A 26,556-nucleotide genomic window follows, 5' to 3' on the forward strand; every position below is an offset into this window, starting at 1 on the left:
GACGCAGAGGTCCGGGGGCGTCGGCGCCGCGGCGGGTAGGGAAGGCAGCGGGAACGCCAGGTCAGGCGGCGAGGCCGACGGCGCGCAGGGCGCCCGCGGTCGCCGCGGCGAGCACCACCACGGCGAGGAACGGCGCGCGCAGCAGCAGCGCCACGACGGCGACGCCGACCCCGGCGGCCCGTGCGTCGAGGCCGAGGGCGTGCCCGGAGGTGAAGGTCTGCACCGCCACGAGGGCGGCGAGCAGGGCGACCGGCAGCAGCCCGGTGACTCGCCGCGTGCGCGGGCCCTCGAGCCAGTGGTGTGGCACGACGTGCCCGGCGTACTTCAGCCCGAACGCCGCGGCGCTGGCGGTCAGCACGGTGGCCCACAGCGTCATGCCGGCACCCCGCGCTCGCGGCGGGGGCGCACCCCGGCGACCACGGCGGTGATGGCGGCGACCAGCACCGGGACCCCGGCGGGGGAGTGCGGCGCCAGGAGCAGGGCGATCACCGCGGCCGCGACGCCCACGGCCTGTGCCTCGCGGGAGCGCAGCCTCGGCCACAACAGGGCCAGGAAGGCGGCCGAGGCCGCGGCGTCCAGGCCGTAGGCCCGGAGGTCGCCGAGCGCGTCCCCGACGAGGGCGCCGGCCAGGGTGGCGAGGTTCCACAGGACGAAGATCGTCACCCCGGTGACCCAGAAGCCGAGGCGGCTGGCCTGGCGCTCGGGCTGGCCCACCGCCACGGCGGTCGACTCGTCGATGGTCAGCTGGGCCGCGGCGACCCGTCGCAGGCCCCGGACGTCGAGCATCCGGGAGACCTGGAGGGCGTAGAGGCTGTTGCGCAGGCCGAGCATCGAGGACGTGGCGACGGCGGCCACGCCGGAGCCCCCGGCGGCCACGATGCCGACGATGGCGAACTGCGAGCCGCCGGAGAACAGCAGCGTCGACAGGGCCATGGTCTGCCACAGGCTCAGCCCCGAGGCGACGGCCAGTGCCCCGAAGCTGACGCCGTAGGCGCCGGTGGCCAGGCCGACGGACAGGCTCTGGCGGACGACCTGGCTGCGCCGGCGGGGGTGCAGCTCGTTCACGGGGCGCCGAGGTCGGCGACGAGGCGCACCTCGCGCACCGTCCCGCCGTCGGCGTCGACCACCCGGTCGCGCCAGGCGCCGTCGGGTGCCAGGCCGGAGGCGAGGAGGAACTCGCGGCCACCCTCGTCCTCCTGGAGCAGCCAGATGACCATGCGCCCGAAGCCTCCGCCGCGCAGCGTGTCGACGGCGGCGTTGAGCAGCCGCGAGCCGTGACCGGCGCCGCGGGCCTCGGGGTGGACGCCCATGGCGAGCACCTCACCCGAGGTGCCGGCGCCGTCCGGGTCGGCGGACGGCCCCACCGCGACGAAGCCGACCACCTGCTCCCCGGCGCAGGCGACCAGGAGCCGGTGCTGCGGCGTCGGTGCCGAGGCCAGGGAGTCGCGCCACACGCGGGCGAACGCCGGTCCCTCGAACTGGCGGAGCACCTCCGCCGGCAGCACGTCGGCGTAGGACTCGCGCCACACGGCGGCCTGGACCAGCCCGACGGCCGGGGCGTCGCTCACCCGGGCGAGGCGCACGCTGGCGTCGGCGACGATGCCGCCCGGCTGGGGCTCGTGCAGGTGCTCGTGGGCGTGGTCGTGGGGCATGGGCCCATCCTCGCACCGGCCAAACGTGTGACACCAAGTCGGCAGGATTGCGCCAACGTGTAACACCTCGTCATACTGGAGCCATGTATGGCAACGACTTCGTCGACCCCGACGCGCCGCTCAACGCCGCCGAGTCCGGTGACGTGGAGCAGGCCGCCGCGCACGTGGACCGGCGCGGCGAGGTGGGGCCGGACTTCGATGCGCTCATCGCCGCCGACCAGCGCATCGAACCGCGCGACGACATGCCCGAGGCCTACCGCAGGACCCTGATCCGCCAGATCGCCCAGCACGCGCACTCCGAGATCATCGGCATGCAGCCCGAGGGCAACTGGATCACCCGCGCGCCGAGTCTGCGCCGCAAGGCCATCCTCATGGCCAAGGTGCAGGACGAGGCCGGCCACGGGCTCTACCTCTACAGCGCCGCCGAGACCCTGGGCATCGACCGTGCCGAGCTGCTCGACATGCTGCACACCGGCCGGCAGAAGTACTCCTCGATCTTCAACTACCCGACCCTGACCTGGGCCGACTGCGGGGCGATCGGCTGGCTCGTCGACGGCGCCGCGATCATGAACCAGGTGCCGCTGTGCCGCTGCTCCTACGGCCCCTACGCCCGCGCGATGATCCGCGTCTGCAAGGAGGAGTCGTTCCACCAGCGGCAGGGCTTCGAGATCCTGTGGACGCTGACCCGCGGCACCGACGCCCAGAAGGCCATGGCCCAGGACGCCGCCGACCGCTGGTGGTGGCCCGCGCTGATGATGTTCGGCCCGCCGGACACCGGTGAGGCCGCCAAGGGCGGCCACACCGAGCAGTCGATGGCCTGGGGCATCAAGCGGTTCAGCAACGACGACCTGCGCCAGAAGTTCGTCGACATGACCGTCCCGCAGGCGCAGAAGCTCGGCCTGACGCTGCCGGACCCTGACCTGCGCTTCAACGAGGAGACCGGCCACTGGGACTTCGGCCCGATCGACTGGGACGAGTTCTGGCGGGTGCTGCGCGGCGACGGGCCGTGCAACGCCGAGCGGGTCAGCTGGCGCGTCCGCGCCCACGAGGACGGTGCGTGGGTGCGCGAGGCCGCCACCGCGTATGCCGCGAAGCAGGCCCGCGCCCACACCCAGGAGAGCGCCGCGTGAGCATCCCGACCCCGAACGACCGCTCCGGTGACGCCGTGCCGGTGACGCCCGAGCGCAGCTGGCCGCTCTGGGAGGTCTTCGTCCGCGGCAAGCGCGGGCTCTCCCACGTCCACGTCGGCTCGCTGCACGCGCCGGACCCGGAGATGGCGCTGCGCAACGCCCGCGACCTCTACACCCGTCGGCAGGAGGGCGTCTCGATCTGGGTGGTGCGCTCCAGCGACATCACCGCGAGCAGCCCCGACGAGCGTGACTCGTTCTTCGACCCGGCGGCCGACAAGGTCTACCGCCACCCCACCTTCTACGACGTGCCCGAGGACGTCGAGTACCTATGAGCACCCACACCGCGGGGCTCACCGCCTCCCAGCTCACCGCCCGCTACGCCCTCCAGCTCGGTGACGACGCCCTCGTCTACGCCCAGCGCCTGGGGGAGTGGATCAGCCGCGCCCCGCAGATCGAGGAGGACATGGCCCTGGGCAACATCGGCCTGGACCTGCTCGGCCAGGCCCGGGTGCTGCTCAGCCACGCCGGCTCGCTCGACGGGACCGGCCGCACCGAGGACGACCTGGCCTACTTCCGCGACGAGCGCGGGTTCCGCAACGTCCACCTCGTCGAGCAGGAGCGCAGCGACTTCGGCTTCGAGATGGCGCGGCTGCTGTGGTTCTCCGCCTACCAGGCCGAGCTGTATGCCGCGCTGGTCGCCTCCGCGGACGAGGTCGTCCAGGGCGTCGCGCTCAAGGCCGTCAAGGAGGTCGACTACCACCGCGACCACGCCACCCAGTGGGTCCTGCGCCTGGGTGACGGGACGGCCGAGTCGCACGAGCGGATGCAGGACGCGCTGACCCGCGTCGCGCCCTACGTCGCCGAGCTGTTCGACGACGACCCGGTGAGCGTCGCCGCCGCGGAGGCCGGCGTTGGTGCGCGCCCAAAGTCGTTGTGGGACAATGCTTTTGCCTACGTCAGCCGCGTGGTCTCGCAGGCCACGCTCGTGCTGCCCGAGCAGCCGACGTGGCGCTCCCGTGGTGGTCGTGACGGCATCCACTCCCGTCCGATGGGCTACCTCCTGGCGGAGATGCAGCACATCGCCCGATCCCACCCCGGAGCGACCTGGTGAGCACCGTCCTGCCTGCGACCACGACAGACCTGGCCGCCCCCGAGGCCGGGGTCACCCTCGACCTGCCCGCCTCCCGGGCCCTCGACACCCTCGTCGGCCGGGCCATCGCGGACGTGCCCGACCCCGAGGTCCCGGTGGTCACCATCGAGGACCTCGGCATCCTGCGCGAGGTCACGGTCGACGAGGCCGAGCACCTCGTGCAGGTCGTCATCACCCCGACCTACTCCGGCTGCCCGGCGATGGACGCCATCCGCGTGCGGATCGAGCACGTCGCCGCCCGCGAGGGCTACACCGCCTCGGTCACCACACGGCTGGCCCCCGCCTGGACCACCGACTGGATGAGCGAGGAGGGCAGGGCCAAGCTGGCCGAGTTCGGCATCGCCCCGCCCGGCCAGCGTGCCGCGGCCGCTGGGCCGGTCGGCGTCGGCCTCTCCGTGCGCCAGGTGGCCTGCCCGCGCTGCGGGTCCTCGGCCACCGAGGAGGTCTCCCACTTCGGGTCCACCGCCTGCAAGGCGCTGCGCCGCTGCACCGCCTGCGGCGAGCCGTTCGACGAGTTCAAGGCGATCTGAGTGGCCGGCCTCGTCAGCAAGCCGGCGCGCCCGCGTGCCCGCTTCCACACCCTGACCGTCGCCGACGTCGAGCGGCTCACCGACGACGCCGTCGCAGTCTCCTTCGACGTCCCGGAGGACCTGGCCGCGGAGTTCGCCTTCGAACCGGGCCAGCACCTGACGCTGCGCGCGACGATCAACGGCGAGGACGTGCGCCGCTCCTACTCCATCTGCCTGCCCCGGTCCGAGGCGTTGCGCCGCGGCCAGGTCCGCGTCGCGGCGGCCCGGGTCGACGGCGGCCTGATGTCGACGTGGCTGGGGGAGTCGGTCAAGCCGGGTGACGAGATCGAGGTGATGACCCCCCTCGGTGGGTTCACCTGCCCGACCGAGCCGGACGGCATGCGGCACCACGTCGCGGTGGCCGCGGGCAGCGGCATCACGCCGGTGATCTCGCTGCTGTCCACGGCCCTGGAGGAGGAGCCGCGCTCGCGGGCCACCCTGGTCCTGGGCAACCGGCGGACGAGCTCGATCATGTTCCTCGAGGAGCTCGAGGACCTCAAGAACCGCTACCCCGGGCGCTTCCACCTCATCAACGTCCTCTCGCGCGAGGCGCAGGACGTCGAGCTGTTCACCGGGCGCATCGACCGCGCCAAGCTGGAGCGGCTGTTCGCCACGATCCTGCCGGTCGACACCGTGGACGAGTGGTACCTGTGCGGGCCCTTCGGCCTGGTCGAGGCGTCGCAGGAGCTGCTCGGCGAGCTGGGCGTCGACCCCCACCACGTGCACCACGAGGTGTTCCACGTCGACACGCCGGGGGAGCCGACCAGCGCCCGCCCACCGGTCCAGGCCGAGCCCGGTGCCCCGCCGGAGGCCGTGGTGACGGTCAACCTCGACGGCCGCTCGACAGTCATCGAGATGCCCTCCCGCGAGGAGACCATCCTCGCGGCGACACTGCGGGCGCGTCCGGACGCGCCGTACAGCTGCACCGGCGGCGTGTGCGGCACCTGCCGGGCGCGGGTCGTCGACGGCGAGGTGCGGATGGAGCGCAACTACGCCCTCGAGCCGGAGGAGGTCGCGGCCGGGATCGTGCTGGCCTGCCAGGCCCACCCGGTCACCGACGCCGTCTCGCTGGACTACGACGCCTGAGGAGTCGCCTGCTCCGCTCTCAGGCGGCGGGCGGACCAGTGCGTCACGGCGAACGCGACAGGGGTGGCGATGACTGCCACGACGAGGCCGAAGCCGAGGTAGAACCTCACCTCTGCGGCGTCCGCGCCGCCGGTGAGGGCGGCGTCGGCCGCGAGGGCGAGGAGGGTCAGGCCCGCGGTGCCCACTGCCGTGGCGAGCGCACCCTGCCCGGCGACCCGCCGGGTGGCCGCCTGGGGCTCGCGGGCCAGGAGGCGGGCGGTGACGGCTGCGGTCCCCACGCCGAGCAGGGCCCCGAGGAGCAGTCCGGCGGCCAGGCCGACGTCCAGTCCCGGGAGGATGCCGGACTCCAGTCCGGGACCACCGCTGCCCTCGCCCCCGGACACCACGCACCAGCCGAGCAGCCCTCCCGTGACCGGGCCCGTCACGAGCGCACCCACGATGATGCGGGCCACGAAGCTGGTCATCCGCGTCCCCCACGGTGAGTCATGGCTCAGTCGCGCCAGGTGCGCTGGTAGGTGACGAACGCGAAGCCCTCGCGCTGGTCACGCGCGGTCTCGGACCAGTCGGCGGCGTCGACCTCGGGGAAGAGCGTGTCGCCCTCGGGGGACTGCTCGACCTCGGTGAGCAGCAGGCGCGTGGCCACCGGCAGCGCCTCGGCGTAGATCTGCCCTCCGCCGACGACGAAGACCTCGGTGTCACCGTCGGCGACCGCGATGCGCAGCGCCTCCGGCAGCGAGTGGGCCACGGCCACGCCCTCGCGCGACCAGCCCGGCTGCCGGGTGACCACCACGGTGCTCCGGCCCGGCAGCGGCCGGCCGATCGAGTCGAACGTGCGCCGGCCCATGACCAGGGTGTGCCCCATGGTCACCGCCTTGAAGTGGGCCAGGTCCTCCGGCAGCCGCCACGGCAGGTCGTTGTCGCGGCCGATGACGCGGTTGGTCCCGACCGCCGCGAGCAGGGTGACGCTCATACGGCGATGGGGGCCTTGATGGCCGGGTGCGGGTCGTAGCCGACCAGCTCGACGTCGCCCATCTCGAACTCGTCGATGCCCTTGCGCTCGGGGTTGAGCCGCAGGGTCGGCAGCGGCCGCGGCTCGCGGGTCAGCTGCTCGCGGGCCTGCTCGACGTGGTTGGTGTAGAGGTGGGCGTCGCCGAGGGTGTGCACGAAGTCGCCGACCTCGAGCTCGCAGACCTGGGCCACCATGTGCGTCAGCAGCGCGTAGGAGGCGATGTTGAACGGCACACCGAGGAAGATGTCGCCCGAGCGCTGGTAGAGCTGGCAGGAGAGCCGGCCGTCGGCGACGTAGAACTGGAACAGCGTGTGGCACGGCGGCAGCGCCATCTGCCCGATCTCGGCGACGTTCCAGGCGCTGACGATGTGCCGCCGCGAGTCGGGGTTGGTGCGGATGGAGTCGATGACCTGGGCGATCTGGTCGACGTGACCGCCGGCGGGAGTGGGCCAGGAGCGCCACTGGTAGCCGTAGACCGGGCCGAGCTCGCCGTGCTCGTCGGCCCACTCGTCCCAGATGCTCACGCCCTGCTCCTGCAGCCACCGCACGTTGGTGGACCCGCGCAGGAACCACAGCAGCTCGCCGACCACGGACTTCAGGTGCAGCCGCTTGGTCGTCACCGCCGGGAAGCCCTCGGAGAGGTCGAAGCGCATCTGGTGGCCGAACACGCTCAGCGTGCCGGTGCCGGTGCGGTCGCCCTTGGGCGTGCCGTGGGTCAGGACGTGGTCGAGGAGGTCGAGGTACTGCCGCACGGTGGCAACCTAACACCGGGCGCCGACCCCGGACCGGCGGACGCGGCGGTGCGCCGCGCGCGGGCGGCGCCGCACCCGGCATACCGGAGGCGATAGCCTCACCTCATGCCCGACACGCCCCACTTCGGCACCGTCCTGACCGCCATGGTCACCCCGATGCACCCCGACGGCTCCGTCGACCTCGAGGGCGCGCAGCGGCTGGCCACGCACCTGGTGGAGCACGGCCACGACGGCCTCGTCGTCAGCGGCACCACCGGGGAGTCCCCGACGACCACCGACCAGGAGAAGGTCGACCTGCTCCGCGCGGTCGTCGGGGCCGTCGGTGACCGGGCGCGCGTCGTGGCCGGCGTCGGCACCAACAACACGGCCCACTCGGTCGAGGGCGCGCAGGCCGCGGCCAAGGCCGGCGCGCACGGGCTGCTCGTGGTGACGCCGTACTACAACAAGCCCCCGCAGGAGGGCGTCCTCGCCCACTTCCGCGCGGTCGCCGATGCCACCGACCTGCCGGTCATGGCCTACGACATCCCCGGCCGGTCCGGCATCCCGATCCACACCGAGACCCTGCTGCGGATGGCCGAGCACGAGCGGATCACCGCGGTCAAGGACGCCAAGGGCGACCTCTTCGCCGCCAGCAAGGTCATGGCCGCGACCGACCTGCAGTGGTACTCCGGCGACGACGTGATCAACCTGGCGCACCTCGCGCAGGGCGCCGTGGGCGTGGTCAGCGTGGTCGGGCACGTCGCAGGAGACCTGTATGCCGAGATGGTCGCCGCCGTGGGTCGGGGGGACCTGCCGCGGGCCATCGAGATCCACCGGCGCCTGATCCCCGCGGTCGACGCCGTCATGAACATCACCCAGGGCGCGATCATGGCCAAGGCCGCACTGAAGGAGCTGGGCGTCCTCGCCTCGGCTGCCGTGCGCCTGCCGCTGGTCGAGGCCACCGACGACCAGGCCGCCGCCGTGCGGTCCGGTCTTGAACAGTCAGGACTGATTTGAGTCATCCCCACCCCGAGCTGACCACCCCGCCGCCGCTCGCAGAGGACGGCGTCCGCGTCGTCGCGCTCGGCGGGCTCGGCGAGGTCGGCCGCAACATGACCGTGATCGAGCACCGCGGCCGCTTGCTCATCGTCGACTGCGGCGTGCTCTTCCCCGAGGACCACCACCCCGGCATCGACCTGATCCTGCCGGACTTCAGCTACATCCAGGACCGCCTCGACGACGTCGACGCGATCGTGCTGACCCACGGCCACGAGGACCACATCGGCGCGGTGCCGTTCCTGCTGCGCCTCAAGGCCGACATCCCGCTGGTCGGCTCGCAGCTGACCCTGGCCCTGGTCGAGGCCAAGCTCAAGGAGCACCGGATCACGCCCTACACCCTGGGCGTCAAGGAGGGGCAGCGCGAGCAGCTCGGCTCCTTCGACTGCGAGTTCGTCGCGGTCAACCACTCGATCCCGGACGCGCTCGCGGTCGCCATCCGCACCTCGGCCGGCACGCTGCTGCACACCGGCGACTTCAAGATGGACCAGCTGCCGCTCGACGGCCGGCTGACCGACCTGCGGGCGTTCGCCCGGCTCGGCGAGGAGGGGGTTGCCCTCTTCCTGACCGACTCGACCAACGCCGAGGTCCCCGGTTTCACCACGCCGGAGAAGGACATCGCCCCGGCCATCGACCGGGTGTTCCAGCAGGCACGGCGCCGGATCATCGTGGCCTGCTTCTCGTCCCACGTGCACCGCGTGCAGCAGGTCCTCGACGCGGCCCATGCCAACAAGCGCAAGGTCGCCATGGTCGGCCGTTCGATGCTGCGCAACATGGGCATCGCCCAGGAGCTCGGCTACCTGCACGTGCCCGACGGCGTGCTGGTCGACGTCAAGAAGCTCGACGACTACCGCGACGACGAGGTGGTGCTGATCTGCACCGGGTCGCAGGGTGAGCCGATGGCCGCCCTGTCGCGGATGGCCAACCGCGACCACCGCATCAACGTCGGCGAGGGCGACACCGTGGTGCTCGCCTCCTCGCTGATCCCCGGCAACGAGAACGCCGTGTTCCGCGTCATCAACGGCCTGATGCGCCTCGGCGCCGACGTGGTGCACAAGGGCAACGCCAAGGTCCACGTCTCGGGCCACGCCAGCGCCGGCGAGCTGCTCTACTGCTACAACATCGTCAAGCCGCGCAACGTCATGCCGGTCCACGGCGAGTGGCGCCACCTCGTGGCCAACGCCGACCTGGCCGTGGCCACCGGCGTGCCACGCGAGAACGTCGTGCTGGCCGAGGACGGCGTGGTCGTCGACCTGGTCGACGGCCAGGCCCGGGTCGTGGGTGCAGTCGACTGCGGTTACGTCTACGTCGACGGCTCCTCGGTCGGCGAGACCACCGAGGCGCTGCTGAAGGACCGCCGGATCCTGCGCGACGAGGGCTTCATCTCGATCATCGTCGTGATGGACGCGGCCACCGGCAAGATCGCCGCCGGCCCGGAGATCCAGGCCCGCGGGTTCGCCGAGGACCAGGAGGTCTTCGACCAGGTCCTGCCCAAGATCGAGCAGGCGCTGGCCGAGGCCACCGGCAACGGCGTCAGCGACACCTACCAGCTGCAGCAGATCGTGCGCCGCACGGTCGGCGGCTGGGTCGGCGGCAAGCTGCGCCGCCGGCCGATGATCATCCCGATGGTCATCGAGGCCTGACCCCCGGCCTCATTGCGCAAGAAAGGGCTGCTGGGAGCGCCGGTTTCGGCCTCCACAGCAGCCCTTTCTTGCGCAAAGGCAGGGAGTGCCGCTCAGTAGCGGGCGCCGACCACCTGCTCGCCCAACCGGTCGAGCTCGGCGAGGTCCTGGGCGTCGAGGGTGACCTCGAGCGCGGCGACGTTCTGCTCGAGCCACGTCCGGCGCTTGGTGCCGGGGATCGGCGCGAGGGCGATGCCCAGGCGCTCGGCCTGGCCGTGCACCCACGCCAGCGCCACCTGAGCGGGCGTCACTCCCTTGCGCTCGGCCACCGCCTTCACGGCGTCCGCGATGCGCTGGTTGGCCTGCCCGGCGTCACCGGTGAACCGGGGGTTGAAGCCGCGGAAGTCCTTCTCTCCCAACGACTTCGGGTCGACCGTGCCGGTGAGGAAGCCGCGTCCGAGGGGGGAGTAGGGCACCAGCCCGACGCCCAGCTCGCGCAGCGTGTCGACGACGTCGGTCTCGGGGTCGCGGGTCCACAGGGAGTACTCCGACTGCACCGCGGTGATCGGGTGCACCGCGTAGGCCCGCCGCAGCAGGTCGTGGTTGACCTCGGACAGGCCGAGGTGGCGCACCTTGCCGGCCTGGACCAGCTCGGCCATCGCGCCGACGGTCTCCTCGATCTCGGCGTTCTGCGGCGGCCGGTGCAGGTAGTACAGGTCGATGTGGTCGACGCCCAGCCGCAGCAGCGAGGCGTCGCAGCACTGCCGGACGTAGGCGGCGTCGCCACGGATGGTGCGCGCGCGGTCGCCGCCGGAGCGGTCGATGCCGAACTTCGTGGCGAGCTGCACCTGGTCGCGCCGGTCGTGGATGGCCCGCCCGACGAGCACCTCGTTGTGGCCGGAGCCGTAGACGTCGGCGGTGTCGAGGAAGGTCACGCCGAGCTCGATGGCCCGGTGGATCGTCGCGACCGACTCGTCCCAGTCGCCCTGGCCGTACCACTCGCTCATGCCCATGCAGCCCAGGCCCTGGGCCGAGACGTCAAGCCCGCCGAGGTTCACTCGCTTCATCGCTGTCGTTCCGTTCTGCCGCAAGGCGGCGGTAGTGGTCGATCTTGGTGTCGAGCAGCCCGGAGCAGGCGTCGAGGTCGGCCCGCAGCCGGGCCATGCGCTCGCGGTGCTCCTCCAGCAGCGCCAGGCGCTCCTCGATCCCCGAGTCGCTGCGCACGAGCTCGGCGTACTCCCGCATCTGCGCCACCGGCATACCGGTGGCCCGCAGCCGGGTGATGAGCGTGAGCCAGGTCAGGTCGCGCTCGCCGAAGCGGCGCCGGCCGTCGCTGCCGCGGGGCACGCGGTCCAGCAGCCCGATCCGCTCGTACCACCGGAGCGTGTCCTGGCTCAGGCCGACCCGGTCGGCCGCCTCCCGCGTGCTCAGCGCCTGCATGCCCTCGACCCTAGGAGCTGGAGTGCACTCCAACGCAAGTCCCGGCCACGGGCCGGTATGCCGGGTGCGCGCCTCAGGCGCTCAGGGTGCAGAAGGTGCGCCGGTAGGCCTGCGGGGAGGTGCCGACGATGCGGGTGAAGTGGTGGCGCAGGATCGCCGCCGTGCCCAGGCCGGTGCGGGCCGCGACCTGCTCGACCGAGGCGTCGGTCGTCTCGAGCATCCGGCGGGCCAGCAGCACGCGCTGGCCGGTGACCCACTGGTGCGGCGTCGAGCCGGTCTCGGCCCGGAACCGGCGGGCGAAGGTCCGCTCGCTCATCAGCGCGCGCCGGGCCAGCGCGGGGATGGACAGGTCCTGGTCGAGGTGCTCGATGGCCCACTCCAGCACTGGCTGCAGGGTGTCGGCGCCGACCTCGGGGATGGGGGACTCGACGTACTGCCGCTGGCCGCCGTCACGCTGCGGGGGCACGACCATGCGCCGGGCGATGGTCGAGGCGACGCTGGTGCCGTGCTCCTGGCGGACCAGGTGCAGGCAGGCGTCGATGCCGGCGGCGGTGCCGGCCGAGGTGAGCACCGGCCCGTCCTCGACGTAGAGGACGTCGAGCTCGACGTCGATCTGGGGGTACTGCGCGGCGAGGTCGTCGGCGTGGGCCCAGTGGGTGGTGGCGCGGCGCCCGTCGAGCACGCCGGCTGCGGCCAGCACGAACGCGCCCGAGCACACGCTCATGACCCGGGCGCCGCGGGCGACCGCGTCACGCAGGGCCTGCAGCAGGGCCTCGGGGTAGGGGCCGGAGTCGATCGCCGGCACCGCGATGAGGTCGGCGCTGGCGAGCCGGTCGAAGCCGTGGTCGGCGCTGATCGAGAAGCCGGTACGGGTCGGCATCGGCACGCCGGGGTGCTCGGCGCAGATGGCGAAGTCGAACTTCGGCACGCCCTGGTCGGTCCGGTCGATGCCGAACACCTCGCAGAGCACGCCGAGCTCGAAGGGGGACAGGTCCGGCAGGACCGGCACGGCGACGTCGCGGAGCATGCCCCCAGCATGACATCGATCTGGCGGGAAATCGATGCCTCATGACATTTCTGCCACTCGTGGCAGGGATCAGGTCAAGCGCATGATTTCTGCCATGGAACTCCTCATCATGTTTGCCGCACTCGTCGTCATCGCCGTCCTGGCCCCGCGCTTCGGCGCCGACACCCACCGTAGCCGCGAGTGGGACGACCCGGTCGAGACCTGGCCGGCCGGTATCCGCAACCCGCTGCCCAAGCCGCACCGCACCCGTCACCCGTGACCCCCAGTCGCTGACCGGACGCCCCCATGGCGCCCGGTCAGCTGTGTCTCGGGATCAGCGGCGCCCCCGGACATCGTGGGGGATGGGCGGCGGCCTCGTCGTGCGCCTGGGCCAGGGCCGCGCGGAGCGAGAGCGCGGTGGCGTCGCGCTCGTCGGGCGTGAGCCATCGGGTCTGGTCGTCGGTCAGGTAGGCGAACACCCTGGGGCCGCGGGCCTCCTGGGGATGGTCGGCCAGCCTCGGGACGAGGTGGACGTGCAGGTGGGAGAACCCCTCTGCCTCGGAGAACTGCATGAGGTAGGTCTTCACGCAGCCCGTGACGACCTGCAGTGCGGCGCCGAGGCGGTGCACCAGCCCCCCGAGCTCTTCGGCGGCGTCAGGTGTCAGCTCCGTGAACGAGGTGACGTGCCGTGTCGGAAGCAGGACCAGCCAGCCGGGCAGCGTGCTGTTGAACGCGTGCGCCACTCGCCAGTGCTCCGTGTGCACGACGTCCTCGCGCGGAGGGAGGGGTGCGACCACCTGCTGGTCGCACGGGTAGCAGCCGGCGATGACGTCCTGGTTCATGCCGGGCACCCTAGGCAGGTCGGCGAGGTGCCGCCACGCGTGAAGCCCGGTGAGGACGCCGTGCCCGGGTGAGGGGAGGGTTCACCGGGCGGAGCTCACCAGGGGCGGGGCAGGGACAGGTCGCGCGGGTCGTCCACCGGCTCCCAGCCGGCGTCGGTCAGCTCGTAGTCGAAGGCCGGTCCGTGCTCCGCCAGTCGGCTCACGGCCGACACCAGCCGGTCGACGTGCTCGACGGTGGACGCCAGCCCCACGCTGGCGCGGACCGCGGTCGCCGGGGCGCCCGGCCCGTCGAGCAGGGCGTCCACCAGCAGGTGCGCGCAGAACTTGCCGTCCCGCACGCCGACGCCGTGCTCGGCGGACAGTGACGCCGAGACCAGCGAGCTGTCCACGCCGTCCACGGTGAAGGTCACCACCCCCACCCGGTCGTGCCCCTCACCGAACACCGACCACGTGGACACGCCCTCGATCGCGGCGAGCCCCGCCTGCAGGCGCTGTGCCAGGGCCGACTCGTGGGCCTCGATCGCGTCGCGGTGGGCCTCGACCGTGGCACACGCGGCAGCCAGGGCGATCGCGCCGATGACGTTGGGGCTGCCCGCCTCGTGCCGGGCCGACCCCTGGCTCCACTGCACCTCGCGCTCGCTGACCCGGGCCGTCGCCCCGCCGCCACGCAGGTAGGGCGCCGCCGCGTCGAGCCAGTCGGCCCGGCCGACCAGGACGCCCGCGCCGAAGGGGGCGTAGAGCTTGTGCCCGGAGAACGCCACGTAGTCCACGTCGAGCGCGCCCACGTCGATGCGCCGGTGCGGGGCGAGCTGCGCGGCATCCAGGGCGACGCGCGCGGCATACCGGCGGGCGACCTCGGTGAACCGCTCCACCGGCCACAGCTCACCGGTGACGTTGGACGCTCCGGTGACGACGACCAGTCGCGGCCCGTCGCTGGTCCGGGCGTGCTCGGCCAGCGCCTCCTCGAGCAGCACCAGGGCGTCCTCCACGCTGCCGGGCACCGGCAGGCGCACCGTGCGCCGCTCGTCCCAGGGCAGCAGCGCCGCGTGGTGCTCGGACTCGAAGACGAACGTGGTGGTGCGGCGGGGCAGTGCCCGCGCCAGGAGGTTGAGCGAGTCGGTGGTGTTGCGGGTGAACACGACCAGGTCCTCCTCGCGCGCCCCGACGAAGGAGGCCACCTGCTCGCGGGCCTGCTCGTACCACGCGCTGGTCACCTTCGAGGCGTAGCCGTTGCCGCGGTGCACCGAGGAGTAGGTGCGCAGGGCGGCATCGACCGCCGCCTGGACGGACTCCAGTGCCGGGGTGCTCGCCGCGTGGTCGAAGTTGGCGTAGTCCACGACCGTCCGGTGCAGCGTGGGCACGCCCAGGTCGGCCGCCACGGTGCGCGGCAGCGGCGCCAGGACGGCGTGCGGCAGCGCGGGCACGGGGCGCAGGTGGTCGCGCGGGGCGGGGGCGGGTGCCCGGTGGTGGGTCCGGCTGATGGTGGCGATCGACAACGAAGCTCACTCCTCGGTGGTCCGGTGGACCATCGAGGCCTTCGGGGCGCTCGCCGGTCCGCGCTTGCCGGCACCGCGGGCGCGGGCCGACCGGGTCGTCACCCGGAGCACCCCGCCGCGACAGGAGGGTTGCCGGCCAGCAAGCCGGGGCTTGACGCTGGCACTCATGACCTGCGCCCGACCGTAGCGGCGCCGGCGCGGGGTTGCCCACCCTTCGGGAGTGATGTCCCGGGATGTGAGACCCGCGACCGGGGAGGCGGCCGGGAGCCGACCCGGTGGCGGACGCCGATCGCGCGACGCGCCGGGGCCGGGGCGCGTGTGACGCGTGATGTCGTCGGGGCGATCGCGTAGCCTGCGAAGGTGGCGACCCGGACGACCTCCTCCTCGCGCTCGAGCTCCTCGGGACGCGGCGGCGCCGCGCGCCCGGCGGCGCGGACGACCAGTGCGGCGAGCCGCAAGCCCGCCGCCCGCAAACCTGCCGCCCGCAAGCCGGCGCCGCGCAAGGCCGCGCCGCGGGCGGCCACCCTGCCCTGGCCGGTGCGCGCCGTGCGTGGTGCGTGGATGGGCGTGGCCCACCTCGCCGGCGGCACGGTCCGCAAGGTCGGCCACAGCGCGCGCGAGCTCGAGCCGGAGCACCGCCGCGACGGCATCGGCTTCGCGCTCATCGCCCTGGCCATCATCGTGGCCGCGCGCGAGTGGTGGGCGCTGCGTGGTCCGGTCGGGGACCTCGTCCACGCCGTGGTGGCGGGCACCTTCGGTCGGGTCGGCCTGGCCGTCCCGATCGTCCTGATCCTGCTGGGGCTGCGCCTGCTGCGCGCGCCGGAGGAGGCCTCCTCGACCAACCGCATCGGCATCGGCCTGACCGCCCTGGCCTTCTCGGCTGCCGGCCTGGTGCACGTCTCCGCCGGTGTCCCCAGCCCGTCCGACGGGGCCACCTCGATGCGTGAGGCCGGCGGCATCATCGGCTTCCTCGCCTCGAGCCCGGTCGTCGCGGGCGTCACCGTCTACGGCGCCGTGCCGATCCTGTTGCTGCTCGGGGCCTTCGGGCTCCTGGTGACCACCGCCACGCCGGTCCACATGGTGCCGGCCCGGCTGGGCGAGCTGCGCGACTGGGCGCTGCACCGCAAGCCCGAGCCGGAGCCCGAACTCGAGCCGCAGCCCAAGCCGCGCCGCCGCCGGGCCGTGGCCGACGGGGGCCTGGATGGGGACGAGGCCTTCGAGCAGGCCGCGATCGTGGCCCGCGAGGCCAAGGCCAAGGGCTACCGCCCGGGGGAGAAGCGCCCCACCCCGCCCGGCACGCTCGCGCCGGGGGAGGACGCGGCGGCCGCAGCGCTCGCCTCCGCCCGCGCCGGTGCCTCGGCTGCTCCCGCCGCCGGCGCGGCTGCGGTGCCCGCCAAGGCCCCGCTGGAGCCGCCGCCCACCAGCCCGCTGCCGCAACGCGTCGAGCAGCTTGCCCTCGCCGGCGACGTGACGTACACGTTGCCGGACAACGCGATCCTGGCCCCGGGCTCGCCGCACAAGACCCGCAGCGCCGCCAACGACAAGGTCGTCGAGTCGCTCACCGAGGTCCTCGAGCAGTTCGAGATCGACGCCCAGGTCACCGGGTTCATGCGCGGGCCCACGGTGACCCGCTACGAGGTCGAGCTCGGCCCAGGCGTCAAGGTCGAGCGCGTCACCGCGCTCTCCAAGAACATCGCGTATGCCGTCGCCTCGGCCGACGTGCGCATCCTCAGCCCGATCCCGGGCAAGTCCGCGATCGGCATCGAGATCCCCAACACCGACCGCGAGAAGGTCAGCCTCGGGGACGTGCTGCGCAGCCAGACCGCGCGCAACAACGAGCACCCGATGGTCATGGGCGTCGGCAAGGACGTCGAGGGCGGCTACGTCATCGCCAACCTCGCCAAGATGCCGCACCTGCTGGTCGCCGGCGCCACCGGAGCCGGCAAGTCCAGCTTCGTGAACTCGATGATCACCTCGATCCTCATGCGCGCCACCCCCGACGAGGTGCGCATGGTGCTGGTCGACCCCAAGCGCGTCGAGCTCACCGGCTACGAGGGCATCCCGCACCTGATCACGCCGATCATCACCAACCCCAAGAAGGCCGCCGAGGCGCTGCAGTGGGTCGTGCGCGAGATGGACACCCGCTACGACGACCTGGCGGCCTTCGGCTACAAGCACGTCGACGACTTCAACAAGGCGGTCAAGGCCGGCAAGGTCAAGCCCCTGCCCGGCTCGGAGCGGGTCATCCAGCCCTATCCCTACCTGCTGGTCATCGTCGACGAGCTCGCCGACCTCATGATGGTCGCCCCCCGCGACGTCGAGGAGTCGATCGTCCGCATCACCCAGCTCGCCCGCGCTGCCGGCATCCACCTGGTGCTCGCGACGCAGCGCCCGTCGGTCGACGTGGTCACCGGCCTGATCAAGGCCAACGTGCCCTCGCGCATGGCGTTCGCGACCTCCTCGCTGGCCGACTCCCGGGTCGTGCTGGACCAGCCGGGCGCCGAGAAGCTCATCGGCCAGGGTGACGCGCTCTTCCTGCCCATGGGCGCGAGCAAGCCGATGCGCGTCCAGGGCGCGTGGGTGACCGAGTCCGAGATCGAGCAGGTCGTCGCCCACGTCACCGAGCAGCTCAAGCCGAACTACCGCGAGGACGTCACCGTCGTGGCGGCCAAGAAGCAGGTCGACGACGACATCGGCGACGACCTCGACCTGCTGCTGCAGGCCACCGAGCTGGTGGTCACCACGCAGTTCGGGTCGACCTCGATGCTCCAGCGCAAGCTGCGCGTCGGCTTCGCCAAGGCCGGCCGGCTCATGGACCTGCTCGAGTCGCGCGGCGTCGTCGGCCCCTCCGAGGGCTCCAAGGCGCGCGACGTGCTCGTCAAGGCCGAGGACCTGCCGACCACCCTGGCGCTGATGCGCGGCGACGAGGTGCCCGACCCCGAGCCGGTGTTCGACCAGGCCGAGACCGCCGCGGCGCCGGCCCCGCTCGGCGGACCGACCCGTGACTCGCTGGCCCCCGAGGGCTACGAAGAGGTCGAGGCCGACGACGAGGACGCCTGGTCGCTCACCGGGCGCGACTGAGCCCGGCCCCGGTCCTGCGGCGGCTCGGTGCCGCGGCAGCACCCGGGGTGAGGGGCGCGGCATACCGGCCGGGTGCCTTGACGCGAACTTGACGCGGCGCTGACGCGAAGGTCCCTGTCGTCCGGCCGGCCCTGGGGTTACAACGAAGTCATGACACGAGACCTGCTCCGGGAGCGGCTGCTGTGGCTGGCGGCCGTGGTGGTGCCGTTGGCCGTCTGCCTCCTCGCCGTCCCCATCCGGGACACCGTCGCCAACACGAGCGTGGCGCTGGTCCTGGTCATCGTGGTCGTCGGGGTGGCAAGCCTGGGACGGCGCTGGCCCGGCATCGTGGCGGCCGCCTCCGCCGGTGTGTGGTTCGACTTCTTCCTCACCCAGCCCTACCAGCGCCTGACGATCACCTCACCCGACGACGTCGAGACCCTGCTCCTGCTGCTGGCCGTCGGCGTCGCCGTCACCGAGGTGGCCCAGTGGGGTCGCCGGCAGCAGGCGGCGGCGTCCCGGCGCGAGGGCTACCTGCAGGGGCTGGAGACGATCGCCCGGGCTGCCTCAGCCGGGACCAGCTCGCCCTCCGCGCTGGTCGACACCGCGTGCGACCACGTGGCCGACGTGCTCCACCTCGACCGCTGTCGCTTCGTCTACGACTCCGGCCTGGGCCGCCCCCGCGTCGAGGCCGACGGCCGGCTGCGCATCGGGTCGGCCACGCTCGACGGGGACGTCCTCGAGCTGCCGGTCGAGGACGAGACCGAGCTGGTGGTCGAGAGCGGCGGGCGGTTCATGGGGCGGTTCCTCATGACGCCGCTGACGGGCGCGGCGACCACCCGCGCCGAGCGGCTCGTGGCGGTGGCCCTGGCGGCTCAGGTGGGCGCGACGCTGCGGGCGTACGCCGACAGCCACCCGGCCAGGTGAGCCTCAGACCTTGAGCCGGTAGCCGATGCCGGGCTCGGTGACGAGGTATCGGGGGTGGCTGGGGTCGGGTTCGAGCTTGCGCCGCAGCTGGTTGGCATAGACCCGCAGGTAGTTGGACTCGCGCCCGTAGGCCGGACCCCAGGCGGCGCGGAGCAGCTCGGCGTGGGTGACCAGCCGGCCGGGACTCTGGGCCAGGGCCGCGAGGAGCCGCCACTCGGTGGGAGTCAGGCGCACCTCGTCCTGCCCCCGGGTGGCCCGGTGGTCGCCGAAGTCGAGGGTGAAGTCGGCGGTGGTCACGACCGGCGCCTCGGGGGCGTCGGACGGGCCGCGACGCGCCGCGGCCCGGATGCGGGCGAGGAACTCGTCCATCCCGAACGGCTTGGTGACGTAGTCGTCCGCGCCGGCGTCGAGCGCCTCGACCTTGTCGTCGGACTCCTGGCGCGCGGACAGCACGACGACCGGGACCTGGGAGGACGCGCGGATCTGCTGGAGCACCTGCACGCCGTCCATGTCGGGCAGGCCGAGGTCGAGCACCACGACGTCGGGCGTGCGTTCCTGCATCACCTGCAGCGCCGACCGGCCGTCGCCGGCGGACTCGACCTCGTAGTCGCGCGCGCGCAGGTTGATCGTCAGGGTGCGCACGATCTGCGGCTCGTCGTCGACCACCAGCACGAACGTCATGAGGCCTCCCTGCCCACGGCGCCCCCGGTCGGGGCGACCTGCGGTGCCTGCTCAGGCGGCATCGTGCCAGCCAGCTGCCCGCCCGCCACGGGCAGGTCGACCACGATGGTCAGCCCGCCGCCGGGGGTGTCCTCGGCGGTCAGGGAGCCGTTCATCGCCTCCGCCAGGCCCCGGGCCACGGCCAGCCCCAGGCCGACGCCGGTGCCACGCGGCACGTCGCCGAAGCGCTGGAACGGGGCGAAGATGCCCTCCTTGGCGCTGTCCGGGACCCCGCTGCCGCGGTCCACCACGCGCAGCTGCAGGTGGCCGCCGATCCGGCTGGCGTTGACCACCACCTCCTGGCGGCCGGGGGAGTGGCGCAGGGCGTTCTCCAGCACGTTGGCCAGCACCCGGTCGAGCAGCCCGGCGTCTGCGAGGGCAGGCGGCAGCTCGTGCGGGATCCAGGTGCGGACGCGCTGACCGTCCGGCAGCGCGGCGACCGTGCCGGCCACGACCTCGTCGAGGTGCAGCGGCTGCAGGTGCGGTGCGACCGTGCCGGACTGCAGGCGGGACATGTCGAGCAGGTTGCCGATCAGCGCGTTGAGCCGGTCCGCGGACGCCTCGATGGACTCCAGCAGCTCGGCCTCGTCCTCGGCCGACCAGGTGACGTCGGTCTGGCGCAGGCTGGACACGGCCGCCTTGATACCCGCCAGCGGGGTGCGCAGGTCGTGCGAGACGGCGGCGAGCAGCGCGGTACGGGTGCGGTTGTCCTTGGCGAGCGCGCCGGCCACGCGGGCCTCCTCGACCAGCTCCTCGCGCGTCAGGATGGCCGCGGCGTGGGAGGCGAACGCGGAGACGAGCCGGCCCTGGCTGGCCGGGGGCACCCTCCCGGTCATCACCAGGAACGTGGTGTCGTTGACCCTGGAGCGCACCTCGGCGCCCTCGACCATCGCGACGTCGAAGCCCTCGGTGGCAGCCAGCACCTCCCACGGGTCGCGCACCGACGCCCGCCGCACCACGGCAGCCGTGCGCATCGAGAACGTGTCCCGCGCCTGCTCCAGCAGTGTGGGCAGCTGCTCGGGCGTGCCCAGCAGCGAGTGGGCCAGCTGGGCGAGGATGCGGGACTCCTGCTGGGCGGCCAGGGCCTTGCTGGCCCGTAGCGCGCTGATGTGCACCACGGAGGAGACCGACACCGCGACCAGGACGAAGACCACGACTGCGAGGGCGTTGCCGGGGTTGTCGATCGTGAAGGTGTGCAGGGGCGGGGCGAAGTAGTAGTTGAGCAGCAGGCTCCCGACGATGGCCGAGAAGAGGGCCGGCCAGATCCCCCCGACCAGGGCCGTGGCCACGGTGAGGGCCAGGTAGAGCAGCATCTCCAGCGGCAGGTCGTGGTGCTCGCGGGTCGAGGCCAGGGCCCAGGTCAACAGCGGTAGTCCGAGCGCCAACACGACCCAGGCGCTGATCGTCCTCCGGCGGCCCACCGTCCAGTCGGGCAGGACCTGGTCGAGGCCGCGGCGCCGGTAGCCGTGGCTGACGATGTGCACGTCGATGTCGCCTGACTCCGCGATGACGGACTCTCCGACGCCGCGGCTCAGGAGCGACTGGAGCCGGCCACGCCGGCTGACCCCCAGGACGATCTGGCTGGCGTTGACGCCGCGGGCGAACTCCAGGACCGCCTCGGCGACGTCGTCGCCGGTGACCGTGTGGAACGTGCCGCCGAGCTCGGCGGTCAGCCGTCGCTGCTCGGCCAGCTGCTCCAGGCTCGCGCCGACCAGGCCGTCGGAGCGGGCCACGTAGACCGCGACCAGCTCCCCGCCGGCACCGGCGGAGGCGATCCGTGCACCGCGGCGCAGCAGCGCGTCCGACTCCGGGCCGCCGGTGAGGGCGACGACGACGCGCTCACGGGCCGGCCACGTCTCGGAGATGCCCTGGTCGTGGCGGTAGCGCTCCAGGGCCTCGTCGACACGGTCCGCCAACCACACCAGCGCCAGCTCGCGGAGGGCCGACAGGTTGCCCACCCGGAAGTAGTTGGACAGGGCCGCGTCGACCTTCTCCGCGGCGTAGATGTTGCCGTGGGCCATCCGGCGGCGCAGCGCCTCCGGGGACATGTCGACCAGCTCGATCTGGTCTGCCGCACGCACCACGTCGTCGGGCACGGTCTCCCGCTGGCGGACCCCGGTGATCGCCTCGGTGACGTCGTTGAGTGACTCCAGGTGCTGGATGTTGACCGTCGAGATCACGTCGATGCCGGCGTCGAGGACCTCCTCGATGTCCTCCCAGCGCTTGGTGTGACGCGACCCGGGCACGTTGGTGTGGGCCAGCTCGTCGATGAGGACGACCCGGGGTCGGCGGGCGATGACCGCGTCCACGTCCAGCTCCCGGAACGTGGCGCCCCGGTACTCCAGCACCCGCGTGGGGATGCGCTCCAGCCCCTCGAGCAGCTGGGCGGTGAAGGTGCGCCCGTGCGTCTCGACCAGCCCGACCACGACGTCGGTGCCGCGATCCCGGCGCCGGTGCGCCTCCGAGAGCATGGCCACGGTCTTGCCCACCCCGGGGGCTGCCCCGAGGTAGATGCGCAGTGTCCCTCGTGCCATGGCTTGATTCTCGCCCTAACCGGCGACCCGCCGCGCGCACGAGGCGGCGGCGGGTCGCGGCATACGGTCGGGTCGGGTCACCGGGAGCCGAGCGACGCGAGGGCGACGTTGAGCTCGAGGACGTTGACCCGCGGCTGGCCGAGGAAGCCGAGGGACCGGCCCTGGGTGTGCTCGTCCACGAGTGTGCGCACCTGGTCCGCTGACAGGTGCCGGGCCGCGGCGACCCGCGGTACCTGCCACAGGGCATAGGCGACCGAGATGTGCGGGTCCAGCCCGCTGCCCGAGGCGGTCAGCGCGTCGGCAGGGATGGCGCCGGTGGCCTGCGGGTTGGCCTTGAGCAGGGCGGCCTTGCGCTCGGCCACGGCCTTGACCTGGCGTGGGTCGTCGGCGGGCAGGTTGGACGCCGCGCTGGCGTCGCCGCTGTAGTCGACGGCGGACGGGCGGCCCTGGAACCACTGGGGTGCGGTGAAGGTCTGGCCGATCAGGCTGGACCCGACCACGTGCCCGCCGTGCTCCACGAGGGAGCCGTTCGCAGCCGACGGCCGCACGACCTGGCCGACCCCCCAGATGGCCGCGGGGTAGATGGCCCCGAGGAGCAGGGTGAGCAGCAGCATCATCCGGGCGGAGGCGCCCAGCTGTCGCATGAACGTCATGGCAGATCAGCCCAATCCGGGGAGGTGCGAGATGAACAGGTCGATGAGCTTGATGCCGACGAACGGTGCGATGACGCCGCCGAGCCCGTAGATCAACAGGTTGCGCCGGAGCATCGCGCCAGCCCCCACCGGTCGGTAGCGGACTCCCTTCAGGGCCAGCGGGATCAGCGCCACGATGATGAGGGCGTTGAAGATGACCGCGGAGAGCATCGCCGACTGGGGGCTGTGCAGCCGCATCACGTTGATGCTGTTCAGCCCCGGGAAGACCGCCAGGAACATCGCGGGGATGATCGCGAAGTACTTGGCGACGTCGTTGGCGATGGAGAACGTCGTCAGCGCACCACGGGTGATGAGCAGCTGCTTGCCGATCGCCACGACCTCGATGAGCTTGGTGGGGTCGGAGTCGAGGTCGACCATGTTGCCGGCCTCCTTGGCCGCCGACGTGCCGGTGTTCATCGCGACGCCGACGTCGGCCTGGGCCAGGGCCGGGGCGTCGTTGGTGCCGTCGCCCATCATGGCCACGAGGCGGCCGCCCTCCTGCTCCTTCTTGATCAGGGCCATCTTGTCCTCGGGCGTGGCCTCGGCGAGGAAGTCGTCGACGCCGGCCTCCTTGGCGATGGCCGCGGCCGTGAGCGGGTTGTCACCGGTGATCATCACGGTGCGGATGCCCATGGCCCGCAGCTCCCGGAACCGCTTGCGCATGCCCTGCTTGACGACGTCCTTGAGGTGGACGACGCCGAGCACCACCGTGGGGCCGTCGCCGTCCCGGCGGGCGACCACCAGCGGGGTGCCGCCGGACTGGCCGATGTGGTCGACGACCTGCTGCAGTGCCGCCGGCACCCGGGCGCCGCCCTCCAGCACCCACTGCGAGACCGACGTCGTCGCGCCCTTGCGGATCTGGACCCCCGAGGGCAGGTCCACCCCGCTCATCCGGGTGGCTGCGCTGAAGTCGATGAACTGCGCGCCCTCGGCAGTGAGCCGCTCCGCCGACACCGCGTCCTGGTCGGACAGGTGGGTGCGGGTGAGGTCCACGATGGACCGCCCCTCCGGGGTCCCGTCGGCCAGACTGGCCAGGTATGCCGCGTGGGCCAGCTCGGTGTTCGTCGCCCTGCCGACCGTGACGATCTCGGTCGCGTGCCGGTTGCCGAGGGTGATCGTGCCGGTCTTGTCCAGCAGCAGGGTGGAGACGTCGCCGGCGGCCTCGACCGAGCGGCCCGACATCGCCAGCACGTTGTGCTGGACGAGGCGGTCCATGCCGGCGATGCCGATGGCCGACAGCAGCGCGCCGATCGTGGTCGGGATGAGGCAGACCAGCAGCGCGACGAGCACGATGATCGACTGCTCCCGGCCGGAGTAGGCGGCCAGCGGCTGGATCGCCATGACGGTGACCAGGAAGATGAGGGTCAGCACGACGAGCAGGATGTTGAGCGCGATCTCGTTGGGGGTCTTCTGCCGTGAGGCGCCCTCGACCAGGGAGATCATCCGGTCCAGGAAGGTCTCGCCCGGCTTGGTGGCGACCTGCACCACGATCCGGTCCGAGAGCACCGTGGTGCCACCGGTCACCGCGCAGCGGTCGCCGCCGGACTCGCGGATCACCGGTGCGGACTCGCCGGTGATGGCCGACTCGTCCACAGTGGCCACGCCGTCGACGACGTCCCCGTCACCCGGGATGACCTCGCCGGCCTCCACGATCACGCGGTCGCCGATCCGCAGCCCGGACCCGGCCACCGTCTCGGTGCTGCCGTCGGGCAGCAGGCGCCGTGCCACGGTCTCCTTGCGCGCCTTGCGCAGCGTCGCGGCCTGGGCCTTGCCGCGGCCCTCGGCCACGGCCTCGGCGTAGTTGGCGAAGAGGACGGTGATCCACAGCCACACGGTGATGGAGATCGCGAAGGTCGAGGGGTGCAGCACCGACAGGACGGTCGTGCAGAGCGAGCCGACCCAGACCACGAAGATCACGGGGCTGCGGAACAGGTGGCGGGGGTCGAGCTTGACGAACGCCTGCGGGATGGTGGCCACCAGGGTGTGGCGGTTCATGCGAGGGCCTCAGCAATCGGTCCGAGGGCGAGGGCGGGGAAGAAGGTCAGGCCGGCCACGATGACGGCGATGCCGACGAGCAGGCTGACGAACAGCGGCGTGTGGGTGGGCATGGTGCCCGCGGTGACGGGGCGCCGGTGCTGGGCGGCCAGGGACCCGGCCAGGGCCAGGACCAGCACGATCGGCAGGAACCGGCCCAGGGCCATGCACACCCCGAGGGTGATGTTGAAGAACGGGCTGTCGGCGGTCATGCCGGCGAACGCGCTGCCGTTGTTGTTGGACGCCGAGGCGTAGTTGTAGAGCATCTCGGTCAGGCCGTGCGGTCCCGCGGCGAGCAGGGCGCCGCGGCTGGCCGGCAGGGCCAGGGCGAGGCCGGTCCCGGCCAGCACGAGGACCGGCATGACCAGGGTGGTCAGGGCGGCGAGGGTGATCTCCTTGCGCCCGATGGTCTTGCCCAGCCACTCCGGGGTGCGGCCGACCATCAGGCCGGCGATGAACACCGACAGGGCGACGATGACCAGGGCGCTCGCGAGGCCCGATCCGACACCGCCGGGGGAGATCTCGCCGAGGAGCATGTGCAGGGCCAGCAGGCCGCCGCCGAGCGGGCTGTAGCTCTCGTGGAAGGAGTCCACCGCGCCGGTGGAGGTGCCGGTTGTCGACACCGCGAAGAGGGAGGAGACCCAGACGCCGAAGCGCTGCTCCTTGCCCTCCATCGCCGCGGTCACGGCGTGCGCGGCGTGCGTCTCGGCCCACAGCGTGAGACCGAGCACGATCGCCCACAGGCTGCCCATCAGGCCCAGGACGGCGTAGCCCTGACGGCGGTCGCCGACCATGACGCCGTAGGTGCGAGGCAGGGAGAAGGGGATGGCCAGGAGCAGGAAGATCTCGAAGATGTTGGTCAGGGCGTTGGGGTTCTCGAAGGGGTGAGCGGAGTTGGCGTTGAAGAAGCCGCCGCCGTTCGTGCCGAGCTCCTTGATCGACTCCTGCGAGGCGACCAGGCCGCCCTCGATCACCTGCTTGCCGCCGGAGAGGGTGTGGATCGTGGTCGCAGCATCGAGGTTCTGGATCGCGCCACCGATGATCAGCACGACGGCCGCGACGGCGGCGATCGGCAGCAGGATCCGCGTGGTCGCCCGGGTCAGGTCGACCCAGAAGTTGCCGAGCCGGTCGGTGCCGACCCGGACCAGACCACGGATGAGGGCCACCACGACCGCGAGGCCCGTGGCGGCGGAGACGAAGTTCTGCACGGTCAGTCCCAGCGCCTGGGTCACCGCGGTCACCCCGGTCTCGCCGGAGTAGGCCTGCCAGTTCGTGTTGGTCACGAACGAGATCGCGGTGTTGAACGCCGTGTCCACGTGCATGCCCGCGGCGCCACGGGCGAGCGGCAGGCGCAGCTGGGCCAGGATCAGCACGAACAGCAGCAGGAAGCCGGCGAAGGCGAAGGCCAGGACCGACATCGCGTAGGTCGTCCAGCGCTGCTCGGCCGACGGATTGACCCCGACAGCCCGGTAGAGCAGCCGCTCGACGCGCCAGTGCTTCTCGTCGGTGAAGACCCGCGCCATCCAGTCGCCCAGGGGCACGTGGACGACGGCGAGGGCCACCACGAGCAGTCCGATGGTCAGCAGTCCGCTGACGGTGCCGCTCATCAGAACTTGTCCGGTCTGATGAGCGCGTACACCAGGTACACGATGAGGGCGACGGCGATGAGGCCGGCGATGAGGTTCTCTGTCACAGCCTCAGTACAGACCCGCCCCCCGGCGGGGGAACCCGTCGTTGACGCAGCGCTGATACGCCTTGACGGGTTCTTGATGCCGGCCCGGAACCTCGTGCGCCGCAACA

Annotated in this window: 27 protein-coding genes and 1 riboswitch; of the genes, 10 read left to right on the forward strand and 17 right to left on the reverse strand. The window is 72.5% G+C overall.

Annotated elements, in window-relative coordinates; genetic code table 11:
• Positions 1 to 61 precede the first annotated feature (61 nt).
• The 3 genes from FB474_RS05485 to FB474_RS05495 are packed head-to-tail and all read right to left on the reverse strand — an operon-like array spanning position 62 to position 1,652.
• Positions 62 to 376, reverse strand: coding sequence for an AzlD domain-containing protein (locus FB474_RS05485; RefSeq protein WP_141787722.1), 315 nt, complete (start codon positions 374 to 376; stop codon positions 62 to 64).
• Positions 373 to 1,065 carry an AzlC family ABC transporter permease gene (locus FB474_RS05490; protein WP_141787723.1) on the reverse strand — a complete coding sequence of 231 codons (693 nt, stop codon included), beginning with the start codon at positions 1,063 to 1,065 and terminating at the stop codon, positions 373 to 375. The genes FB474_RS05485 and FB474_RS05490 overlap by 4 nt, the downstream gene beginning before the upstream one ends.
• Positions 1,062 to 1,652, reverse strand: coding sequence for a GNAT family N-acetyltransferase (locus tag FB474_RS05495; protein ID WP_141787724.1), 591 nt, complete (start codon positions 1,650 to 1,652; stop codon positions 1,062 to 1,064). The genes FB474_RS05490 and FB474_RS05495 overlap by 4 nt, the downstream gene beginning before the upstream one ends.
• 83 nt (positions 1,653 to 1,735) lie before the next feature.
• Here FB474_RS05495 and paaA point away from each other — a divergent pair, with 83 nt between their 5' ends.
• The 5 genes from paaA to paaE all read left to right on the forward strand — a co-directional run bounded on the left by paaA (position 1,736) and on the right by paaE (position 5,587).
• Positions 1,736 to 2,782, forward strand: a complete 1,047-nt coding sequence (gene paaA, locus FB474_RS05500; protein ID WP_141787725.1) for a 1,2-phenylacetyl-CoA epoxidase subunit PaaA — start codon at positions 1,736 to 1,738, stop codon at positions 2,780 to 2,782.
• The gene (gene paaB / locus FB474_RS05505; RefSeq protein ID WP_185746050.1) at positions 2,779 to 3,114 is read left to right on the forward strand and encodes a 1,2-phenylacetyl-CoA epoxidase subunit PaaB; all 336 of its coding nucleotides are present in this window, start codon (positions 2,779 to 2,781) and stop codon (positions 3,112 to 3,114) included. Before paaA ends, paaB begins: the two co-directional genes overlap by 4 nt.
• Positions 3,111 to 3,893, forward strand: coding sequence for a 1,2-phenylacetyl-CoA epoxidase subunit PaaC (paaC, locus tag FB474_RS05510; protein ID WP_141787726.1), 783 nt, complete (start codon positions 3,111 to 3,113; stop codon positions 3,891 to 3,893). Before paaB ends, paaC begins: the two co-directional genes overlap by 4 nt.
• Before the next feature lie 62 nt (positions 3,894 to 3,955).
• Complete coding sequence (gene paaD, locus FB474_RS05515) at positions 3,956 to 4,462, forward strand: 1,2-phenylacetyl-CoA epoxidase subunit PaaD (RefSeq protein ID WP_141789829.1); 507 nt, start codon at positions 3,956 to 3,958, stop codon at positions 4,460 to 4,462.
• The gene (gene paaE, locus FB474_RS05520; RefSeq protein ID WP_141787727.1) at positions 4,463 to 5,587 is read left to right on the forward strand and encodes a 1,2-phenylacetyl-CoA epoxidase subunit PaaE; all 1,125 of its coding nucleotides are present in this window, start codon (positions 4,463 to 4,465) and stop codon (positions 5,585 to 5,587) included.
• On the opposite strand, the gene FB474_RS05525 is transcribed toward paaE, so the two are convergent.
• Genes FB474_RS05525 through FB474_RS05535 form a run of 3 tightly spaced genes read right to left on the reverse strand, consistent with a single transcriptional unit; the run spans position 5,575 to position 7,348 of the window.
• Entirely contained in the window at positions 5,575 to 6,051 is a 477-nt protein-coding gene (locus FB474_RS05525; protein ID WP_141787728.1) for a hypothetical protein, read from the reverse strand. The genes paaE and FB474_RS05525 overlap by 13 nt on opposite strands.
• Before the next feature lie 26 nt (positions 6,052 to 6,077).
• The gene (locus FB474_RS05530; protein WP_141787729.1) at positions 6,078 to 6,557 is read right to left on the reverse strand and encodes a dihydrofolate reductase; all 480 of its coding nucleotides are present in this window, start codon (positions 6,555 to 6,557) and stop codon (positions 6,078 to 6,080) included.
• A complete protein-coding gene (locus FB474_RS05535; protein WP_141787730.1) occupies positions 6,554 to 7,348 on the reverse strand; it encodes a thymidylate synthase in 795 nt (264 codons plus the stop codon). Before FB474_RS05535 ends, FB474_RS05530 begins: the two co-directional genes overlap by 4 nt.
• A 105-nt stretch (positions 7,349 to 7,453) precedes the next feature.
• Here FB474_RS05535 and dapA point away from each other — a divergent pair, with 105 nt between their 5' ends.
• Together dapA and FB474_RS05545 are read left to right on the forward strand one after the other, a co-directional pair.
• Positions 7,454 to 8,344: a 4-hydroxy-tetrahydrodipicolinate synthase gene (dapA, locus tag FB474_RS05540; protein ID WP_141787731.1), complete on the forward strand. Its 891-nt coding sequence runs from the start codon at positions 7,454 to 7,456 to the stop codon at positions 8,342 to 8,344.
• Complete coding sequence (locus FB474_RS05545; RefSeq protein WP_141787732.1) at positions 8,341 to 10,026, forward strand: ribonuclease J; 1,686 nt, start codon at positions 8,341 to 8,343, stop codon at positions 10,024 to 10,026. Before dapA ends, FB474_RS05545 begins: the two co-directional genes overlap by 4 nt.
• 92 nt (positions 10,027 to 10,118) lie before the next feature.
• Here the strand turns inward: FB474_RS05545 and FB474_RS05550 are convergent, their stop codons facing one another.
• The 3 genes from FB474_RS05550 to FB474_RS05560 form a co-directional block, all read right to left on the reverse strand.
• Complete coding sequence (locus tag FB474_RS05550; protein ID WP_141787733.1) at positions 10,119 to 11,072, reverse strand: aldo/keto reductase; 954 nt, start codon at positions 11,070 to 11,072, stop codon at positions 10,119 to 10,121.
• The gene (locus tag FB474_RS05555) at positions 11,044 to 11,445 is read right to left on the reverse strand and encodes a MerR family transcriptional regulator (RefSeq protein WP_141787734.1); all 402 of its coding nucleotides are present in this window, start codon (positions 11,443 to 11,445) and stop codon (positions 11,044 to 11,046) included. The genes FB474_RS05550 and FB474_RS05555 overlap by 29 nt, the downstream gene beginning before the upstream one ends.
• 73 nt (positions 11,446 to 11,518) lie before the next feature.
• Positions 11,519 to 12,472: a helix-turn-helix domain-containing protein gene (locus FB474_RS05560; protein WP_141787735.1), complete on the reverse strand. Its 954-nt coding sequence runs from the start codon at positions 12,470 to 12,472 to the stop codon at positions 11,519 to 11,521.
• Positions 12,473 to 12,566: 94 nt separating this feature from the next.
• Here FB474_RS05560 and FB474_RS20650 point away from each other — a divergent pair, with 94 nt between their 5' ends.
• On the forward strand, positions 12,567 to 12,731 hold the full coding sequence (locus FB474_RS20650; protein WP_185746051.1) for a hypothetical protein: 165 nt from the start codon (positions 12,567 to 12,569) through the stop codon (positions 12,729 to 12,731).
• A gap of 37 nt (positions 12,732 to 12,768) precedes the next feature.
• Here the strand turns inward: FB474_RS20650 and FB474_RS05565 are convergent, their stop codons facing one another.
• Together FB474_RS05565 and FB474_RS05570 are read right to left on the reverse strand one after the other, a co-directional pair.
• A complete protein-coding gene (locus FB474_RS05565; RefSeq protein ID WP_141787736.1) occupies positions 12,769 to 13,293 on the reverse strand; it encodes an HIT family protein in 525 nt (174 codons plus the stop codon).
• A gap of 95 nt (positions 13,294 to 13,388) precedes the next feature.
• A complete protein-coding gene (locus FB474_RS05570) occupies positions 13,389 to 14,789 on the reverse strand; it encodes an aminotransferase class V-fold PLP-dependent enzyme (RefSeq protein WP_221632443.1) in 1,401 nt (466 codons plus the stop codon).
• Between the two features lie 55 nt (positions 14,790 to 14,844).
• Positions 14,845 to 14,961: riboswitch (SAM riboswitch) on the reverse strand.
• A 389-nt stretch (positions 14,962 to 15,350) separates the two neighbouring features.
• Between FB474_RS05570 and FB474_RS05575 the strand changes: the two genes are divergently transcribed.
• Both FB474_RS05575 and FB474_RS05580 read left to right on the forward strand, forming a co-directional pair.
• Positions 15,351 to 17,870, forward strand: coding sequence for a DNA translocase FtsK (locus FB474_RS05575; RefSeq protein ID WP_141789831.1), 2,520 nt, complete (start codon positions 15,351 to 15,353; stop codon positions 17,868 to 17,870).
• A gap of 150 nt (positions 17,871 to 18,020) precedes the next feature.
• The gene (locus tag FB474_RS05580; protein WP_141787737.1) at positions 18,021 to 18,776 is read left to right on the forward strand and encodes a DUF4118 domain-containing protein; all 756 of its coding nucleotides are present in this window, start codon (positions 18,021 to 18,023) and stop codon (positions 18,774 to 18,776) included.
• 3 nt (positions 18,777 to 18,779) lie between these two features.
• Here FB474_RS05580 and FB474_RS05585 read toward each other — a convergent pair whose 3' ends face one another.
• From FB474_RS05585 to kdpF, 6 genes are all read right to left on the reverse strand, one after another.
• Positions 18,780 to 19,457, reverse strand: a complete 678-nt coding sequence (locus FB474_RS05585) for a response regulator (RefSeq protein ID WP_141787738.1) — start codon at positions 19,455 to 19,457, stop codon at positions 18,780 to 18,782.
• Positions 19,454 to 22,030: a sensor histidine kinase gene (locus FB474_RS05590; protein ID WP_141787739.1), complete on the reverse strand. Its 2,577-nt coding sequence runs from the start codon at positions 22,028 to 22,030 to the stop codon at positions 19,454 to 19,456. The genes FB474_RS05585 and FB474_RS05590 overlap by 4 nt, the downstream gene beginning before the upstream one ends.
• A gap of 77 nt (positions 22,031 to 22,107) precedes the next feature.
• Entirely contained in the window at positions 22,108 to 22,683 is a 576-nt protein-coding gene (kdpC, locus tag FB474_RS05595; protein ID WP_141787740.1) for a potassium-transporting ATPase subunit KdpC, read from the reverse strand.
• 6 nt (positions 22,684 to 22,689) lie between these two features.
• Positions 22,690 to 24,717, reverse strand: coding sequence for a potassium-transporting ATPase subunit KdpB (kdpB, locus tag FB474_RS05600; protein ID WP_141787741.1), 2,028 nt, complete (start codon positions 24,715 to 24,717; stop codon positions 22,690 to 22,692).
• Entirely contained in the window at positions 24,714 to 26,363 is a 1,650-nt protein-coding gene (gene kdpA, locus FB474_RS05605; RefSeq protein WP_141787742.1) for a potassium-transporting ATPase subunit KdpA, read from the reverse strand. The genes kdpB and kdpA overlap by 4 nt, the downstream gene beginning before the upstream one ends.
• Entirely contained in the window at positions 26,363 to 26,449 is an 87-nt protein-coding gene (kdpF, locus tag FB474_RS21475; RefSeq protein WP_141789832.1) for a K(+)-transporting ATPase subunit F, read from the reverse strand. The genes kdpA and kdpF overlap by 1 nt, the downstream gene beginning before the upstream one ends.
• Positions 26,450 to 26,556 lie beyond the last annotated feature (107 nt).

Source organism: Oryzihumus leptocrescens, assembly GCF_006716205.1.
Taxonomy (GTDB): Bacteria; Actinomycetota; Actinomycetes; order Actinomycetales; family Dermatophilaceae; genus Oryzihumus; species Oryzihumus leptocrescens.